We start from the raw sequence: 17,086 nt of genomic DNA, 5'->3' as shown, positions 1-17,086 counted from the left end.
TGATCAGGGAGGGGTCTTCCCGACGGCGGGTGCGCCGCGTCAGGCGCGTCCGGCCCCGACGCACTCCGGTGCCGACGCGTCCTCGGCGAGCGGCACCGACCCGGCGTCGGGCTCCGGAACGGCCCGGCGGGAGCGCCGGGCGTCGACGAGCACCGCGAGGACGACCCCGCCCACCAGGGCGAGCTCACCGGCGAGCCGGAGCGGGCCGGGGACACCGCCCTCGACGATCGCGGCGAACACGAAGCCCCACGCCGTCTCCAAGGCCATGAGCTGGCTGACCAGCACCGGCGACAGGTGGCCGGCGGCGGCGTGCCAGAGCCGGACCGCGAGCCAGGACGACACGAGCCCGAGGAAGAGCACGACGGCCAGGGCCCGCAGCGGCTGGGCGGGCGCGCCGTCGATCAGGAGCAGGGCGATCGCGGCGGGCAGCGCGAGGGCACCCGCGGCGAGCCCCTGGGCGGCGGCGAGGACGGGCGCGATGTCGGGACGGTCGTGCAGGAGCTTGTGGGAGTCGAGCCCGTACCAGGACCACGAGACCAGGGCGAGCACGGCGAGGGCGAGGCCGACGAGGGCCTCGAGCGACCAGTCCTGCCCCGGCCCGATGTGCAGCAGCACCTGCCCGAGCCCGACGAGGACCAGGGCGGGCACGAGCCCGGCCACACGGCCCGTGCCCCGCGCCGACACCAGGGCCATGACGACGGGGACGAGGCCGATGGTGGCGACGGCCACGGTCGGGCCCGCGAGACGCACGGACACCGCGACGAGGGCGTAGTAGAGCACCGAGCCCGTCAACGCGTGGGCGATCACGCGCCCCCACGGCACGTCGGCGTGCAGCACCCGGCGGATCTGGGGCAGGGAGACCGCCCCGAACGCCACGAACCGTCCGGTCGCCAGCAGCAGGGCCGGGGCGAGCGGCGCCAACCCGGGCGCCACGAACACCGCTCCCCACGCCGCACCGGCGACCACCATCGCCAGCAGGGCCACGTTCCTCGTCATGAGATCCATGGTGCGGCGATCATGGTGGGCGATGCCGGGCGACTTCCCGACCCGGAGACCCGGAGGGTGCATGATTCCGTCATGACTACGCCGCCCAGCGAACGAAGCACCCAGCTCGACCGGGTCGACCGGTTGATCCTGGCGTACCTCGTCGACCACGGGCGCTCGAGCCTCGCCGACCTGGCCGAGGCGGTGAAGGTGTCGGCGTCCTCCGCCCAGCGACGACTGCGCCGGCTCGAGACCGACGGCGTCATCCGCGGGTACCGCGCGGTGCTCGACCCGGAGGCGATCGGGCGCGCGCTGGTGGTGCACCTGTCGGTGGTGCTGGTCGACCACACCGCCGACACGGTGGGCCGCTTCGAGCGCTGGATCGTCGACCTCGACGGCCTCGTGAGCTGCCACCACGTGACCGGCGACGTCGACTACCTGCTGCGCATCGACGTGGCGGACGTGCACGCCCTCGACGTGCTCCTGCGCCGGACCCTCGCCCAGATCCCCGGCGTCGCGCGCTTCACGACGATGGTCGCGACGTCGGGGCTGGTGGACCGGTTCACGTCCATGTGAGCTCCGCTCACGTGAGCACTCAGTGGGCCTGTGGCCCCACCGACTGCTCACCTGCCAGCGGCACCCCGCGGTAGTTCTCGGCGATCGTGGTCCGGTAGGACTCCGACTGGGCGACCAGCCGCAGGTGGGAGAGGGCGAGCTGCTCGTCGAACGGGTCCTGGTCGGGGACCGTGTGCAGCATTGTCGTCATCGTCCAGCTGAAGTGCTCACCCCGCCACACCCGCGCGAGCGCGGTGTCGGAGTAGGCGTCGAGCAGCTCCTCCGACCCGTCGGCGGCCCACGTGGCGATCGCCTCGGCGAGCACCCGGACGTCGGCGACGGCGAGGTTGAGCCCCTTCGCCCCCGTCGGCGGCACGATGTGCGCGGCGTCGCCGGCGAGGAAGAGCCGGCCGTGGCGCATCGGCTCGGCGACGAAGGAGCGCATCGGGGTCACGCTCTTGTCGGTGATCGTCCCGCGGTTCAGGCGGAACGAACCGTCGGCGAGCCCCGTCCGGGCCTCGAGCTCGTCCCAGATCGCCTCGTCCGACCACGACGACGGGTCGGTGTCGTTCGGCACCTGGATGTAGGCCCGCGTGACGATGGGCGAGCGCATCGACAGCAGCGCGAACCCGCGCACGTGACGGGCGTAGATCAGCTCGTCCGACGACGGCGGGGCGTCGGCCAGGATCCCGAGCCACGAGAAGGGGTAGACGCGCTCGTAGGTGCGCACGGCCTCCGTCGGGATGGCGCGGCGGGCGACCCCGTGGAAGCCGTCGACCCCGACGACGACGTCGGCGCGCAACTCGTGCTCGACGCCCTCGTGGGTGTAGCGGACGAGGGCCTCGCCGTCGCGCGACATCGGCCCGTCGACCTTGTCGACCGCGCTGACCTCGGCGTCGAACAGCAGCGGCTCGCCCTGCTCGAGGCGCAGGGCGATGAGGTCCTTCACGACCTCGGTCTGCGCCCAGATCATCACGTTGCGCCCGGTCAGCGCCTGCATGTCGACGTGGATGCGCTCGCCGTGGACGTGGAAGGCGAACCCGTCGTGGGGCAGGCCCTTCTCGTCCATCCGCGCGTCCGCCCCGACCTCGCGCAGCGCGTCGACGGTGCCGTGCTCGAGGATGCCCGCGCGCTGGCGCGACTCGACCCGCTCGCGGGGCCGGGACTCCAGCACCACCGAGTCGACCCCACGCGCACGCAGCAGGTGGGCGAGCATCAGCCCGGCGGGCCCACCGCCGACGACGGCGACGGTCGTGCGGTCGGGGACGGTCACGCTCACGACGAGCCCCCGACGAGGTCCAGGAACACGGTCTCCCCCGGCCCCTGCATCCGGACGTCGAACCGGTAGCCCGGGCCGCCGAACCAGCCGTCGGGGACGGCCATCAACGTGGCCGCCCGCTCCTCGGGCAGGGCCGCGAGCAGCGGGTCCGCGGCGTTGGCCTCGGGGTGGTTCGGGAAGTAGACGCGCGTGAACAGGTGGTGCAGCAGCCCGCGGGCGAACACCGTCACCGCCAGGTGCGGCGCCTCCGCGGAGCCCGCGATCGGCCCGGGCCGCAGCGTGCGCACGGCGTAGTCGCCGCTGCGGTCGGTGGGCACGCGGGCGAAGCCGGTGAACGACCGTCCGTCGCGGGCGAGCGACCCGGCCCGGGCGGGGATGCGGCCGTCGGGGCCGGCCTGCCAGAACTCCAGCAGCGCGTCCGGCACCGGGGCACCCGCGCCGTCGCGCACCGTCCCGTGCAGCGAGATCGCGCCGGCGGTGCCGGGCGGGACGAGGTCGCCGCCGCCCTCGAAGGGGAGGCCGAAGGCGAAGAACGGGCCGACGGTCTGGGACGGGGAGGGGTCCAGGGTCATCTCACACCTCGTCCGGGTCGGGCGGGGTGGCGCCGGGACCGTCGAGGACGATGTCCCACTGGTAGCCCAGCGCCCACTCGGCGACGGTCGTGTCGTGGTCGTAGGTGGCGATCAGTCGCTGCTGGGCCTTCTCGTCGGTGACCGAGGAGAAGATCGGGTCCAGGTGGAAGAGCTGGTCGCCGGGGAAGTACATCTGCGTGACGAGGCGCTGCGTGAACGCCGTGCCGAACAGCGAGAAGTGGATGTGCGCCGGCCGCCAGGCGTTGTGGTGGTTGCGCCACGGGTAGGCGCCCGGCTTGATCGTGACGAAGCGGTAGCGGCCCTCGTCGTCGGTGAGGCAGCGGCCGCCGCCGGTGAAGTGCGGGTCGAGCGGGGCCGGGTGGCGGTCGCCGTCGTGGGCGTAGCGGCCGGAGGCGTTGGCCTGCCAGATCTCCACGAGCTGGTGGCGCACGGGCCGGCCGTCGCGGTCGAGCACCCGACCGGTGACCACGATGCGCTCGCCGAGCGGCTCCCCGGTCGAGTGCACGGTCAGGTCGGCGTCGGTCGGCCGGACGTCCTTCGCCCCGAACACCGGCGCCGTCTGCTCGAGGAGGCTCGCGGGGGCGACGACGAGCGGCTGCGACGGGGCCCGCAGGCTCGTCGAGCGGTAGGGCGTGTACGCACGATCGGGGTGTCCACCGCGCTGCGGGGCGACGGTCGCGGCCTCGCGGATCGCGTCCGTGACCTCGTCCTGCTCCGTGCGTCGGCGCTCGGGTGCTGCTGGGCTCACGCCGCTCAGGGTGGCGGGGATCCCCGCACTGCGAGAGGCTGGCTTCCGTCCACCGGAAGCAAAGGAGCCACCGGTGACCTCGGACGCCTCGAAGCCCGCCCCGGCCCGCCCCGTCGGCCGCCCCCGCCGTCCCGGGCTGCCCTCCGGGAGCGGCCTGACCTCCTCCGCCGCGCGCAGCACCGGCCGGGCCGGCGGCGAGACCGTGACCGGTCGCGTGTTCTCGATCCTCGAGGTGTTCGACCACGACCACCCCGCCCTGACCCTCACCGAGATCGCCCGCGCGGCGGCCCTGCCGGTGTCCACCGCTCACCGTCTGGTCGGCGAGCTCGCGGCCTGGGGCGCGCTCGAGCGCGGCGCCGACGGGGCCTACCGGATCGGGCTGCGGCTCTGGGAGGTCGGCTCACTCGCCCCGCGCAGCGTCGGGCTGCGCGAGCGCGCCATGCCGTTCCTCGAGGACCTCTACGAGGCCACCCGCCAGAACGTGCAGCTCGCGGTGCGCGACGGCCACGAGGGCGTCTACGTCGAGCGGCTCGCCCACCCCGACGCCGTCCGGCTGTTCTCCCGCGTCGGCGGCCGGTGGCCGCTGCACGGCACCGGGGTCGGCCAGGTGCTGCTGGCCTTCGCCCCGCCGGTGGTCCAGGAGTCGGTCCTCGCCGCGCCGCTCACGTCCTTCACCGCCCGCACCATCACCGACCCGGCCGTCCTGCGCCGCACGCTCGCCGGGATCCGTCGCGACGGCGTCGCGGTGTGCGACGGGATGATCGACCTCGCCTCGCTCTCGGTCGCCGCCCCCGTGCGCGGCGAGGGCGACGCCGTCGTCGCCGCGATCTCGGTGGTCGTCCCCTCGCCGTCGACCCCCGGGGGCATCGAGCCGCGGACGCTGGTGCCGGCGGTACGCGCGGCCGCCCGCGGCATCTCCCGCGCGATCGGCGCCCCGACCCCCAGTCGGACGCCGCGCACCCTCCGGACGGACGTACCCCGGCCGTCGTCGTGATCGCCGGGTGAGGTCTACTTCCCGCAACTGCGCGGGTGAGGAGACACACACATGCGGCCGTTCCCGACGAGGGGTTCGTGGGTCAGGGCGCTCGGCGCCGGCGTGGTGGGGCTGGCCCTCGCGGCCGGCCTCGCCGCCCCTGCGGCCGCCGCCCCCACCTGGTCGACCGCCACCTCCGGCCCCGCGTTCACGACGCCGCAGGGGACGCTCGACGCGGCGATCGCCTGCGGGCCCGGCACGACGAACACCTCCCGGCCGGTCGCGCTGTTCATCCCCGGGACGACGCTGACCCCCGACGAGAACTTCTCCTGGAACTACTTCCGGGCGTTCCGGGCCGCGGGGCGGCCGTACTGCTCGGTGGAACTGCCGAACCACGCGATGAGCGACATCCAGGTCTCGGCCGAGTACGTGGTGAACGCGATCCGCTCGGTGCAGGCGCACAGCGGCCAGAAGGTCGCCCTCGTCGGCTTCTCCCAGGGCGGGATGATCGGCCGCTGGGCCCTGAAGTACTGGCCCGACACCCGCACGAAGGTCGGCCAGTACGTCGCGATCGACCCGTCCAACCACGGCACCCTGGACTCCTACCCGGCCTGCACCACGGGCTGCGCCCCGTCGATCTGGCAGCAGGCGTCCTTCTCCCACTTCCTCGGCGCCCTCAACGCCGGCGTCGAGACCTACGCCGGCATCAACTACACCTCGATGTGGACCCCCACCGACGAGGTCGTGTTCCCCAACCTCCCGCCCGCCGAGAGCTCGCGGCTGAACACCGGCGCGGGCGGCCGGGCGAACATCTCGACCTTCGACGTCTGCCCCGGCCACGTCGCCGACCACCTGTCGATGGGCTCGATCGACCCCGTCGCCTACGGGCTCGTGATCGACGCGCTCGACCACGGCGGACTCGCCTCGGCCGCGCGGGTCCCGAAGACCGTGTGTGTGCAGCCGTTCCAGCCCGGGGTCGACCCGGTGACCGGTCCGGCCCGGTTCGCCGCCTACGTGGCCGGCGCCGGGTACCAGGTCGCCACCTACCCGCGCGTGCCCGCCGAGCCGCCGCTGATGCCGTACGCGACGGCGGGCTGAGGCCCTCCCCCTCCTGGCAGCGAAGCGTCGTTGCTGTCACCCAGTGACAGCAACGACGCTTTCCTGTCGTGAGGGCCTACTCCAGGTCGGCCCGCTCCGCCTCGGCCTGGTCGAGGGCGCGGCGGGCCTCGTCGGCGGCGGTGTCGGCCTCGTCGGCGGCCTCCCGGGCGGCGTCGAGCGCCTCGCGCGCGGCGGACTCGTCGGCCTCGGCGCGGGCCAGCCGCTCCCGCAACGACTGTGCCGCGGCAGCCGCCTCGTCGTGGTCGGACCCGGCCTGCTCGACGCGGTGCCGGGCCCATTCGGCCGCGCGGGCCGTGTCGTCGCGCGCCTCGCGGGCGCGCTCAACCGCCCGCTGCGCCGCCTCCCGCGCGCGCTCGCGTTCGACCTCGGCCGGGTCCGGCCCGTCGTCGGGCTCGGGCCCGTCCCGACGACGGGGCGCGGGTCGCGCCGCCGAGGAGCCGGACGAGCCGCGTGGCGGGGGCCGGCGCGTCGTGCCGCCCGCGCCCCGGGCGGTCGAGCCGCCGGTGAACCCGACGCCCGGCTCGAGCGCGGTCGTCAGCCGACCGGCCGCGAAGGCCCGGGCCGCCTCCGGGTCGGCCAGCGCGGCGGCGATCGTCTGCTCCAGGTCACGGGCGACCGAGTCGCCGACCTTCTCCCCGTCCTCCCGCGCGAGCTTGCGGGCGCGCGCGACGAGGGCGCCGACGAGCTCGCGGCGCTGCGAGGTCAACGTCCGCAGCGCGTCGCCCGACAACGTCTCCTGCGCCGTGCGCAGCTGCCCGCCGAGCTCCTCGAGCGCGCCCACCTCGTCGGGCGACTCCCGCGCCAGGACGTTGGCCAGCCACGCCCCGAGCGACGGCTTGCGCAGGGCACCGATCGCGGTCGCGGCCTCCTTGTCCTTCACCGCCCTGGCCGCCTTCACCAGCTCGGTGCGACGGGGCACGAAGCGGTCGGGATGCAGCCCGTAGAGCTCGTCCGCCGCGTCCTCGACGTCGGGACCCTCCGCCTCCTCGCTCACGGGAGGGCATCCTGCCCGGTCCGCCCCGCTCCGTGCTCAGGCGGCGACCCGCGCCCGCGGCGGGGAGAACAGGAAGGGGGCGGATCGCCGTGGCCCCGCCCACGGCGATCCGCCCCCACGCCTGCCGGGCCCGTCCCGGGCAGTCCGGTCGACATCGAGCGGACGTACCCGGCGGGCCCGGTGCTACGCGTGCAGTTCGGCCGACTCCGCGCCGGCCTCGGCCGCCTCGGCCTCGACCTCGCGCGCCACCTGGTCGGCCGGCATCGCCATCGAGACGGCGAGGTAGAAGATCACCAGCGACCACACCGCCACGGCGGCCAGGTCGATCCACTCCGGGATGATCGACGCGCCGTCGTACTGCCCGAGCGCGGAGATCACGAGGATCCCGCCGAGCCACGGGAGGATCCAGCCGAGCGACCGCAGCTGGAGGTCCTTCCCGGCGAACGCGAGCCCCTCGCGGGACGACCGGTAGGCCCGGTAGGCCGCGAAGAGCGCGAACCCGATGACGATGGCGACGCCGAGCTTCCAGTCGGTCGTCCAGCCCGACCAGTAGATGATCTCGTTGGCCGCGATGAACGAGAGCGGGGCGATGACGGTCGCGGCGGGCATCCGGTAGGGCCGCGGCCGGTCGGGGTCGACCTTGCGCAGGGCCGCCAGGGTCAGCGGGGCGAAGCCGTACATGATCACGGTCGCCGACGTCACGATCGAGACCAGGGACTGCCAACTGGGGAACGGTGCGAAGGCGATCAGCCCGACGACGAACGCGACGACCGTCGAGACCCACGGGATGCCGCGCTTGGAGATCTTCGCGAGTCCCTTGGGGGCGAACCCGGTCTGCCCGAGCGCGTAGGACAGCCGCGCCGAGGTGGCGACGTAGACGAGGCCGGTCCCGGCCGGCGAGATGAACGCGTCGACGTAGAGCAGGATCGACAGCCAGGTCAGGCCGAGGGCCCCGGCGATCGTCACGTACGGCCCGAAGTCGCCCTTGCCGATCGGGTTCTCCCAGCCCGTCGCGAGCGCCGCGGGGTCGAGCGCCCCGACGAAGGCGACCTCGAGGGCGAGGTAGATGACCACCCCGAGCGCGACCGCGCCGATGAGGGCGCGCGGCAGGTCCCGCTGCGGGTTGCTCGCCTCGCCGCCCATCTGGGCCGCCTGCTCGAACCCCTGCAGGGCGAACACCACGCCGAGCGGCAGCGCGGCGAACACGCCGTGCGCGCCGTACGGGGCGAAGCCGCCACCGGCGACGAAGTTGCTGCCGTGGAAGGCGACCGCGATCAGGACGATCACGGTGAGCACCGGGATCGCGATCTTCCACAGCACCGTGATCCGGTTGGTCTCGGCGAGCAGCGCCACCCCGGCCAGGTTGATCAGGGTGAACACGACCATGAGGGCCGCGGCGACCAGCAGGCCGAGGCCGGTCAGGTTGCCGTTGTCGTCGACGAACCCGTGGACGAGGTGGTCGAGGTAGGACAGCGCCGCCTCGACCTCGATCGGGGCGATCGCGACGGCCTGGAGCCAGCCGACCCAGCCGGCGGTGAAGCCGGCGACCGCGCCGAACGCCAGCCGCGGGTAGCGGGCGGTGCCGCCGGCGACCGGGTAGGTGGAGCCGAGCTCGGCGTGCACCAGCGCCAGCAGCACGACGATCACGCCCGCGAGCACCCAGGACAGGATGGACGCGCCGCCCGCCGACTTGGCTGCCGTCAGGGCGCCGAGGAGCCAGCCCGACCCGATGATCGAGCCGAGCGAGATGAACATCAGGGCGCTGAACCCGACGGTGCGGCGAAGGCCGGGCCCGCTGGATACAGGCGCGTCGGCGGTGGTGGACATGGGACTCCCCGGGATCTCACGCAGGTGGTCGGGCGCACGGGATCGTGCTCACCCGCCGTCGTCCGCGCGACCCGGACGTTAGGGGCTTAATCGGGTGTAACCGGACCGTCGAGTGAACAACGAAGGAACAATCGGACAGCTCGTCACCAGAACGTCACGGAAAGTCCCGTGGCCACCCGGTCGGGCGAGCCCGCCGGTGACAGGAATGCGTCGTTGCTGCCGTCGGGTGGCAGCAACGACGCGTCCCTGTCACGGGGACGGCGGAGCGCCTCAGCTCGCGAGCGGGGGCCCGGCGTCGTCGTCGGCGAGGAGCTGCGCCTCCACCTGCGCCCGCAGCTGGGCAAGCGTGCGCGCGAGCAGCCGGGAGACGTGCATCTGGGAGATGCAGAGCACCGCGGCGATCTCGGCCTGCGTCTGCTCGTGGACGAAGCGCAGCGCGAGCATCGTGCGCTCGCGGCGGGGCAGCGAGGCCACGAGACCGTGGACCAGCGACCGCACCTCGACGCGGTCGAACTCCGGGTCGACGGTGCCGAGGACGTTCACCAGCGAGGAGTCGTCGCCCTCGCCGAGGGTCTCGTCGAGCGACGCCGGGTGGTAGGAGCCGTGGGCCGAGACGGCCTCGCTGACCTCGTCGCGGGAGATCCCGAGGTGCTCGGCGATCTCCGCGACCGTCGGGGCCCGGCCGAGCCGCTGCGAGAGCGCGGCGGTCGCGCCGCCGACGGCGAGGTAGCGGTCCTTGACGCTGCGCGGGGTGCGGACCGACCACGCCGAGTCGCGGAAGTAGCGGCGGACCTCGCCCATGATCGTCGGGACCGCGTAGGACAGGAAGTCCCGCTCGCGGCCGGGGTCGAACCGGTCGACCGCGTGCATCAGCCCGACCGTGGCGACCTGCTCGAGATCCTCGGTCGGCTCACCGCGGCGTGCGAAGCGCCGTGCGATGTTGTGGGCCACGGGCAGGTAGGCCACCACCAGCCGGCTGCGCAGGTCGGCCCGTCGCGGGTCGTCCGCGGCGTACCCGGCGTGTTCGGCCAGCAACGGCGCGAGCTCCCGGTAGTCCTGCTCCTGCTTGCCGTGGTGTCCGGTCGTCGTCGACGCCATGTCCGTGCCCCCGCCATCGCGTCGGATGCACGGGCACGCCGCGCTCCGGCGCGGGAGTCCGAGCCTCGTCATCGCGGCTGCGGTCTGAACCGGAGGACTTCGAGCCGGGCCAGCGTTTCAGCCGCGCACCACGCAACGCAAGGACCCGATCACGCGCGCCGCCCCCCGACACCGCCGTTCGGGGGAACGGGAGCGGACCGGCCGGGGGGACGGCCGGTCCGCTCGACACCGTGGCCACCCGGGGGGAGGGCCGCCACCGTGCCCCGCCGGTGCGACCCGGCGGCCCGCGCAGTGTAAACGCACCTGTTGACTGGACTGACCACCCGACGGCGTCGGCGCGTCACGGCTCGACGGCGAGCACCACGTGCGAGGGGTGGGCGGCGTCGTGGAGCACCTCGCGTTCGCGGGCGACGAGCAGCCGGCCGTCGCCGAGCGGGGCGCCCGTGCCGGGGTGCCGCGCGAACCGGGGGTGCGCGCCGCCCGAGACCTGCACCCGGACGCGGTGGCCGGCCGCGAAGCGGTGCCCCACCGGCCACAGCTCGACCTCCACCGGCACCGTCCCGTCGTCGGCGGGCGCGGGCGAGCCCGGCCGGAGCCGCCGGATCCCGTCGGTGACGTTGACCGAGCGGCCCGCGGGGTCGACGTCGCAGACCCGGACGAACACGTCGAGGTGCTCGACCTCGGCGCGGACGTGCACCGTGGCGCGGGCCGGACCGAGGGCGACGAGGTCGCGGTCGAGCACGGGGCCGGTGAAGACGACGACGTCGTCGCGGGCCTCGAGCGCGGTCTGGTCCCGCGGCCCGGAGGCGCCCGTGAGGATCGGGCCCCCGACGGCGGGGGTGGGGTCGTTCGGGTCGTACACGAGGCGGGTGCCCGCCCAGTAGGCGTCGTCGCGCGTCGGGAACGTCGGCGGTTCCGTCCCGAGCCCGTGGTCGGTGCGCAGGTAGAAGGCCTGCTCGCGGGTGTGCTCCGGAGGCCAGTCGGCGAGCCGGCGGGCGCCCCCGCCCCCGGAGAGCTCGAGGTGCACCGGGTCCCCGTCGTCGGGAACGGCGTGCCCGAAGGTCTCGTCGAAGGTCCGGAGCGCGTCGCGGAGTCCGGCCGCCATGCCCTCGCGGCTCGTGTGCACCCACGGGCCGATGCGCAGCAGGGGGCGGGCGCCGGCGGCGCGCAGCGCGGCGTGGTCGGCGAGCTGCCAGGGCAGGAAGATGTCCTGCCACCCGCCGGTCATGCTGATCGCGACGTCGCGGCGGCCGACCTCGCGGACACCGCCCGCGTAGGACCGCTTGGCCCAGTAGGCGGAGTCCGGGTCGTCCTCGCGCAGCCAGTCCTGGAAGAAGTCGATCGGGACGCCCGCGGCGACCAGGTCGGCCTGCGAGAGCGGCACGGTGCCGAAGCCCGCCTGCACCCGGTGGCGCACCGCCTCGACGAGGCGACCGCCGAGCCCGGGGTGCTGCATCATCGCGGCCCAGGACAGGGCGTTGTCCAGGGAGAACGCCCCGCCGGGGTAGGTCTGGTCGCGGAACTGCGAGGCGGTGACCAGCGTGCCCATGGCGGCGAGCGCGTCCCCGGCCTCGGGCGCCAGCGCCCACTGCGTGATGCCGAGGTAGCTCGGCCCGAGGGTGGCGACGCGGCCGTCGCAGAAGGGCTGGGCGACGAGCCAGTCGACGGTCGCCACGCCGTCGTCGGCCTCGTCGAACGGGGACAGCTCCCCCTCGGAGCCCGCCGTGCCGCGCACCGACTGGACCACGACCTGGTAGCCGCGCTCGGCGACGAGCCGGCCGAACACGAGCCCCACCCAGCCCGCCCGCCCGTACGGGCTGCGCACCAGCACGACCGGTCCGCGCCCGACCCCGGCCGGCCGGTGGTGGTCGTGGCGCAGGACGACCCCGTCGGGCATCGGCACCGCGACGTCCCGGACGACGCGGACCCGCGGGGCGCGGGGGGCGGGCAGGCCGATCCCGCGGCGCAGCAGTCGGGTGACGGGGCTCATCGCCCCATCATGGCAAGCGGCCGTCACTCCGGCAGGAGGTCGTCGCTGACCGTTTCGTCCGTTCCATGAGACGTGTTCACGTCGTGTTCAACCACCTTCCCGTGCGCCCGATCCACCTCCGGGTGACGCTGCCCGTCGTGACGCGCACCCCCCGTGGCGAGGCCCCCGACGTCGGCGTCCCGGCCCACCTCGCCGAACACATGACCGTCGCCGAGCAGCACGACTGGATCTCCGGCTTCCTGCGCCGCCACCCGGTCTCGCGCCGCAGCGCCCTCAAGCGCGGCTCCGGCGTCGTCGCCGCCATGGGACTGGCCTCCGCGCCGTGGACGCTCGCCGCGTGCGCGTCCGCCGCGCAGGCGCCGGTGTCGGTGGTGGGCCGGCACCTGGCGTTCGGGGACGACCCGATGCGGTCGATGGCGATGGCGGGCGAGCTGACCGCGCCGCCGCAGGGCGCGGTGCTGGTCGACCTCGGCCAGAACGGCTCGTTCGGGGCGACGCTGCCGGTCGAGGTGCGCCACCTGGTCTCGCAGGTGCCGCAGGCGGACGGCTCGATCCGGGCCAGCGACCAGTACTTCGTCCACGCGCTCGCCAACGGTCTGCAGCCCGGTGCGAGCTACGACTACCGCTTCCGGCTCGCCGACGGCACCACCACCGAGACGGCCACCTTCCACACCGCGCCGCGGCAGCCGACGTCGCCGTGGAGCTTCACCGCGTTCGCCGACCAGGGCGTCGACATGGTCCCGTCGAGCGGGCTGTCCGGCTTCACCAACGGCTACTACAAGCCCGACGACACCCGGCGCACGATGACGCCCTCGACCGCCATGGTCGACCGGATCGCCGGCACCCGGCCCGCGTTCCACCTGCTCGCCGGCGACATCTGCTACGCCGACCCGTCCGGCATGGGCGAGCCGGTGAAGAGCACCGGCACCTCGAAGTCGCCGACCGGGTTCGACTCCTTCGACCCGACGGTGTGGACCACCTACTTCGGGCTCATCGAGCGCTCCGCCGCCACCACCCCGTGGATGTTCGCCACCGGCAACCACGACATGGAGGCCCTCTACGACGACAACCAGGCCCGCGGTGCGCTGCACGGCTACGGCGGCCACGCCGCCCGGCTGGACCTGCCGCGGACCGGCCCGAGCGCCTGCCCGAGCGTCTACTCCATGCGCTACGGCAACGTCGGCGTGATCAGCGTCGACGCCAACGACCTGTCCATGGAGATCCCGACCAACGCGGGCTACTCCGGAGGGTCGCAGGTCGCCTGGCTGCGCCAGACGCTGGGCCAGTGGCGCACCGCCGGCTCGGGCGTCGACTTCGTCGTCGCCTTCTTCCACCACTGCGCCTACGCCACGTCCTCGACGCACGCCTCCGACGCCGGGGTGCGTGCGGCGGTGGCGCCGCTGTTCGACGAGTTCTCGGTCGACCTCGCGCTGCAGGGACACAACCACCAGTACGAGCGGTCGAACCCGATCCGCGGGGGACGCTCGACGACGCAGGTCCCCGACGGCGGGACGGCGCGGCCCGCGACCGACGGCACGACCTACGTCTGCGTCGGCTCCGGCGGACGCCCCCGCTACGCCTGGCAGCCCGGCGAGGTCGACCGCTACCGCGGCAACCCGGCACCGCAGGGCGACGTGAACGTCGTGAGCTACCAGGCGGTGAGCGCGACCGGCAAGATCCCCGACACCGTCGACTGGTCGCAGGCGCGCTACCTCGACTACGCCTACGTGACGGTGGACGTGGTCCCGCCCTCCGGGCCCGGCCAGCTGACGACCATGACGATGCGCACGATCACCGACACCGGGGCGGAGGTCGACCGGGTCGTCCTGGAGCGCCGGGCGGGCTGAGCCCGAAGGCGCACTCCGGAACACGCGGGAGTCCGCCGGAACCCGCCGGAGAGGCCCGGGCCACGTGGCCCGGGCCTCTCGACGTCCACCGACGACGTCGGCGGGGATCCTCCGACACATCCCCGCGGAACTCCCGGTGACGGAACTCGGACATCGTCACCGGAATCGTCGTCCGTACTGTGTGGACTCCGGGGCGACGCGTCGTCCCGTCGGTCGTGACGCCGTTCCGTCGTGCGCCGCGCGGACGAGTCGCCCTCGTCCGTCTCGCCGTACGGCCGTGCACCCGGAAGGATGATGAGGTGTCCCGGCGCCATCGCGTTCTCGAGGTCCTCGCCGCCCGCCTCGCCGAGGGGTCGGGTCCGGGGGACCGGACCGACGGCCACCGCGTCGCCCTCGCCATCGAGGGCGGCGGCTCCCGCGCGACCTACTCCTCGGGCATGGTGCTCGGCCTCGAACGCCTGGGGCTCACCCGCTGCTTCGACGCGGTGTACGGCGCCTCCGCGGGCGCGCTGGCCGGCAGCTGGCTCGTCGGCGGGCAGACCGAGAAGTGCTGCGCCGGGTGGTGGGAGCCCGGCCTGATGGAGCGGGTCACCCGGCCCTTCCGCGGGCTGCGCGGACGGCCGGTGGTCGACGTGGAGTACCTCGTCGAGACCGTCGGCGAGGAGATCGTCCCGGTCGACTGGCAGGCCATCGTCGACGCCGAGGTCCCGCTGCACCCCGTGGCCACCGACGTCGACACCGGTGAGGCGCTCGACCTGCACGGCACGATCACGGACGCGGCCTCGCTCAAGCTCGCGCTGCGTGCCTCGGCGAACGTGCCGCTACTCGCCGGGCTGCCCATCGAGATCCACGGGCGCCGTCTCGTGGACGCGGCGGTCGCGGAGCCGCTCCCCTTCCACACCGCCCTCGACCAGGGCGCGACGCACGTGCTCATGCTGCGCACCCGCCGGGCCGACCAGGAGGCGATCGACGCGACGCGGCTGGAGAAGGCGCTGGTCACCCGGCTGGGCCAGACCAGGGTGCCGGGCCTGGTGCACGTGCTGGGCAACCGCCTCGAGACCCGTCGCGCCGACGACGAGCGGCTCGCGGCGGCCAGCCTCGACGAGGGTGACGAGCCCCCGCACCTGCTCGAGGTCCGCCCGCCCGAGGGCGCGGACACGATCAACCCGCTGGAGACCGACCCGGACCGGCTGCGCCGCGGCGTGGAGACCGGGTGCGACGCGCTGCGGGCGATGATCGAGCCGGCGCTCGAGGGCGTGGCGCCGCCGGACGAGCAGAGGGTGTCCTAGCGGCCCGCTACCGTCCCAGCACGGCGGTGCGGGTGGCCTCGAGGTGCTCGGAGAGCCGACCGTGGGCCTCGACGGTCCGGTCGGGGCCCAGCGCCGCCAGGATCGCCTCGTGCTGGCCGAGGATCTGCTCGGCGCGGGCGGGTCCGTGACCGAGCAGGGAGCCGAGGTTCATGCGCAGCTGGCGGTCACGCAGCGACCGGTAGAGCTCGGAGAGGATCGGGTTGCCGGCGCTCTCCACGAGCACGGTGTGGAAGCGGCGGTCGCCCTCGGCGAAGGCCCGCTCGTCGCCGACGCCGAACGCGGCCCGCTGCTCGGCCAGGACCTCGCGCAGCCGGGCGAGGACCGCCGCGCGCTCGGCCTCCGGCGCCGCGCACAGCTTCGCGACCGCGTGCCCCTCGACGAGTTCCCGCGCCTCGAGCACCGCCTCGACCTCGGCGGGCGAGACCGGGACGACGAGAGCACCGCGCTTGGGGAACAGGCGCAGCAGCCCCTCGGCCTCGAGGCGCAGGAACGCCTCGCGCACGGGCGTCCGGCTCATCGCGAGCACCTCGGCGACCTGACCCTCGCTGATCAGCTCGCCGCCGGGGAGGCTGCCGTCGAGGATCGCCGCCTTGGTGTGGCGGTACGCGCGTTCCTTGGCGGAGTGGCCAGTACGCGTCCCGTCCACCGCACCCGGCTCCCGTTCGGCCCGCTCGTCCGGACGCCCTGCCCGCGAGTGCGTGTGACCCTACTCGCGCCCGCCCCGGGGCATCCCGCCTGCGAACGGGCGGGCCGGGCGACCTCAGACCCCCGCGAGGCCCCGGGCGACCCCGATCGCCGCGGACACACCGCGGACGGGCTCGAACCGGTCGGACGCCTCGTTGAGCGCGGACCACTCGTCGGGCGCGAGCACGATCTCGGCGGCCGCGCAGTTGCTCTCGAGCTGCTCGACGCTGGAGGCACCCGGGATCGCGACGACCTCGGGGCGGTGGATCGTCCACGCCAGCGCGACCTGCGACGGCGTCGCGTCGTGGACGGCGGCCACCTCGCGCAGCACGTCGACGAGCGGCTGGGCCCGGCGCAGCGACTCGGGCAGGAACAGCGTGTTGATCTGCCGCACCCGGTTCGACGGCCGGTGGTCGGCGTCGAACTTCCCGGAGAGCAGCCCCTGGGCGAGCGGGCTGTAGGCGATCACCGCACGGCCGGCCTCGGCGGCGTAGGGCAGCAGCTCCCGCTCCGGGTCCCGCGACACGAGGCTGTACTGCACCTGGTTGGAGATCACGCGCGACCCGAGCGCGGCCTCGGCGTCCTGCCAGCGGTCGAGGGAGTAGTTCGACACCCCGACCTCGTCGACCACGCCCGCGGCCTGCAGCGTGCGCATGCCGGGCATGGTGCGGCGGTCGCCGATCAGCGGGTTCGGCTGGTGGACCTGGTAGAGGTCGAGCGGACGGCGGAGCCGGCCCGAGCTGGCCACGCCGCGCTGCTCGACGACCGGCCCCACGGGGAACACCGGGAAGACCTTCGACGCGACGACGGTGGTCGCCGGATCGGCGTCGGCACGGTCGAGGGCGTCGCCGAGGATCCGCTCGCTGCGCCCGAAGCCGTAGACCTCCGCGGTGTCGAAGACGGTGATGCCCAGCTCGAGGGCGCGGCGCACGATCCGCGCGGCCTCCGAGTCGGGTCCCGAGGTGTAGTCGCCGCCGTACCCCCACTCGCTCGACCCGAACTGCCAGGTCCCGAGTCCGATGGCCGACCAGCGCTTGGTGGTCGGCAGCTCCAGATAACGCATGCCCCCTGGTTACCCCCGATCC

Annotated in this window: 15 protein-coding genes; 5 read left to right on the top strand and 10 right to left on the bottom strand. The window is 74.4% G+C overall.

Annotation, left to right across the window (positions count from 1 at the left end; translation table 11 throughout):
* Positions 1–39 precede the first annotated feature (39 nt).
* The gene (locus A3CO_RS0115240; protein ID WP_157647590.1) at positions 40–996 is read right to left on the bottom strand and encodes a DMT family transporter; all 957 of its coding nucleotides are present in this window, start codon (positions 994–996) and stop codon (positions 40–42) included.
* Between the two features lie 81 nt (positions 997–1,077).
* Between A3CO_RS0115240 and A3CO_RS0115235 the strand changes: the two genes are divergently transcribed.
* Positions 1,078–1,560 carry an Lrp/AsnC family transcriptional regulator gene (locus tag A3CO_RS0115235; RefSeq protein ID WP_026204643.1) on the top strand — a complete coding sequence of 161 codons (483 nt, stop codon included), beginning with the start codon at positions 1,078–1,080 and terminating at the stop codon, positions 1,558–1,560.
* A 19-nt stretch (positions 1,561–1,579) separates the two neighbouring features.
* Here A3CO_RS0115235 and A3CO_RS0115230 read toward each other — a convergent pair whose 3' ends face one another.
* The 3 genes from A3CO_RS0115230 to pcaH are packed head-to-tail and all read right to left on the bottom strand — an operon-like array spanning position 1,580 to position 4,102.
* The gene (locus tag A3CO_RS0115230; protein WP_018333111.1) at positions 1,580–2,818 is read right to left on the bottom strand and encodes a 4-hydroxybenzoate 3-monooxygenase; all 1,239 of its coding nucleotides are present in this window, start codon (positions 2,816–2,818) and stop codon (positions 1,580–1,582) included.
* Entirely contained in the window at positions 2,815–3,390 is a 576-nt protein-coding gene (pcaG, locus tag A3CO_RS0115225; RefSeq protein WP_018333110.1) for a protocatechuate 3,4-dioxygenase subunit alpha, read from the bottom strand. The genes A3CO_RS0115230 and pcaG overlap by 4 nt, the downstream gene beginning before the upstream one ends.
* Before the next feature lies 1 nt (position 3,391).
* Positions 3,392–4,102 (bottom strand): protocatechuate 3,4-dioxygenase subunit beta, encoded by a 711-nt coding sequence (pcaH, locus tag A3CO_RS0115220; RefSeq protein ID WP_157647616.1) that lies wholly within the window; start codon positions 4,100–4,102, stop codon positions 3,392–3,394.
* A gap of 130 nt (positions 4,103–4,232) precedes the next feature.
* Here pcaH and A3CO_RS0115215 point away from each other — a divergent pair, with 130 nt between their 5' ends.
* Together A3CO_RS0115215 and A3CO_RS0115210 are read left to right on the top strand one after the other, a co-directional pair.
* Positions 4,233–5,153, top strand: a complete 921-nt coding sequence (locus tag A3CO_RS0115215; RefSeq protein WP_018333108.1) for an IclR family transcriptional regulator — start codon at positions 4,233–4,235, stop codon at positions 5,151–5,153.
* 51 nt (positions 5,154–5,204) lie between these two features.
* Complete coding sequence (locus tag A3CO_RS0115210) at positions 5,205–6,230, top strand: esterase/lipase family protein (protein ID WP_157647589.1); 1,026 nt, start codon at positions 5,205–5,207, stop codon at positions 6,228–6,230.
* Between the two features lie 76 nt (positions 6,231–6,306).
* Here A3CO_RS0115210 and A3CO_RS0115205 read toward each other — a convergent pair whose 3' ends face one another.
* The 4 genes from A3CO_RS0115205 to A3CO_RS0115190 form a co-directional block, all read right to left on the bottom strand.
* Positions 6,307–7,245, bottom strand: a complete 939-nt coding sequence (locus tag A3CO_RS0115205; protein ID WP_018333106.1) for a hypothetical protein — start codon at positions 7,243–7,245, stop codon at positions 6,307–6,309.
* A 183-nt stretch (positions 7,246–7,428) separates the two neighbouring features.
* Positions 7,429–9,072 carry an APC family permease gene (locus tag A3CO_RS32470; protein ID WP_051085958.1) on the bottom strand — a complete coding sequence of 548 codons (1,644 nt, stop codon included), beginning with the start codon at positions 9,070–9,072 and terminating at the stop codon, positions 7,429–7,431.
* A gap of 270 nt (positions 9,073–9,342) precedes the next feature.
* On the bottom strand, positions 9,343–10,170 hold the full coding sequence (locus A3CO_RS32465) for a SigB/SigF/SigG family RNA polymerase sigma factor (protein ID WP_018333104.1): 828 nt from the start codon (positions 10,168–10,170) through the stop codon (positions 9,343–9,345).
* Positions 10,171–10,510: 340 nt separating this feature from the next.
* A complete protein-coding gene (locus tag A3CO_RS0115190; protein ID WP_018333103.1) occupies positions 10,511–12,160 on the bottom strand; it encodes a CocE/NonD family hydrolase in 1,650 nt (549 codons plus the stop codon).
* A gap of 137 nt (positions 12,161–12,297) precedes the next feature.
* Between A3CO_RS0115190 and A3CO_RS0115185 the strand changes: the two genes are divergently transcribed.
* Both A3CO_RS0115185 and A3CO_RS0115180 read left to right on the top strand, forming a co-directional pair.
* Positions 12,298–14,007 carry a metallophosphoesterase gene (locus A3CO_RS0115185; protein ID WP_026204642.1) on the top strand — a complete coding sequence of 570 codons (1,710 nt, stop codon included), beginning with the start codon at positions 12,298–12,300 and terminating at the stop codon, positions 14,005–14,007.
* 299 nt (positions 14,008–14,306) lie between these two features.
* Positions 14,307–15,296, top strand: coding sequence for a patatin-like phospholipase family protein (locus tag A3CO_RS0115180; RefSeq protein WP_018333101.1), 990 nt, complete (start codon positions 14,307–14,309; stop codon positions 15,294–15,296).
* A 7-nt stretch (positions 15,297–15,303) separates the two neighbouring features.
* Here the strand turns inward: A3CO_RS0115180 and A3CO_RS0115175 are convergent, their stop codons facing one another.
* Positions 15,304–15,963, bottom strand: coding sequence for a GntR family transcriptional regulator (locus A3CO_RS0115175; protein WP_018333100.1), 660 nt, complete (start codon positions 15,961–15,963; stop codon positions 15,304–15,306).
* A 114-nt stretch (positions 15,964–16,077) separates the two neighbouring features.
* Positions 16,078–17,064, bottom strand: coding sequence for an aldo/keto reductase (locus A3CO_RS0115170; RefSeq protein WP_018333099.1), 987 nt, complete (start codon positions 17,062–17,064; stop codon positions 16,078–16,080).
* Positions 17,065–17,086: the final 22 nt, after the last annotated feature.

Source organism: Actinomycetospora chiangmaiensis DSM 45062 (assembly GCF_000379625.1).
GTDB lineage: Bacteria > Actinomycetota > Actinomycetes > Mycobacteriales > Pseudonocardiaceae > Actinomycetospora > Actinomycetospora chiangmaiensis.
The sequence above is the reverse complement of the archived record's forward strand: the minus strand, read 5'-3'. Positions and strand labels throughout refer to the sequence as shown.

Coding starts and splice junctions, on each gene's coding strand:
- A3CO_RS0115240 (WP_157647590.1), bottom strand. CDS start 996: ATGACGAGGAACGTGGCCCTGCTGGCGATGGTGGTCGCCGGTGCGGCG.
- A3CO_RS0115235 (WP_026204643.1), top strand. CDS start 1,078: ATGACTACGCCGCCCAGCGAACGAAGCACCCAGCTCGACCGGGTCGAC.
- pcaG (WP_018333110.1), bottom strand. CDS start 3,390: ATGACCCTGGACCCCTCCCCGTCCCAGACCGTCGGCCCGTTCTTCGCC.
- A3CO_RS0115210 (WP_157647589.1), top strand. CDS start 5,205: ATGCGGCCGTTCCCGACGAGGGGTTCGTGGGTCAGGGCGCTCGGCGCC.
- A3CO_RS32470 (WP_051085958.1), bottom strand. CDS start 9,072: ATGTCCACCACCGCCGACGCGCCTGTATCCAGCGGGCCCGGCCTTCGC.
- A3CO_RS32465 (WP_018333104.1), bottom strand. CDS start 10,170: ATGGCGTCGACGACGACCGGACACCACGGCAAGCAGGAGCAGGACTAC.
- A3CO_RS0115190 (WP_018333103.1), bottom strand. CDS start 12,160: ATGAGCCCCGTCACCCGACTGCTGCGCCGCGGGATCGGCCTGCCCGCC.
- A3CO_RS0115170 (WP_018333099.1), bottom strand. CDS start 17,064: ATGCGTTATCTGGAGCTGCCGACCACCAAGCGCTGGTCGGCCATCGGA.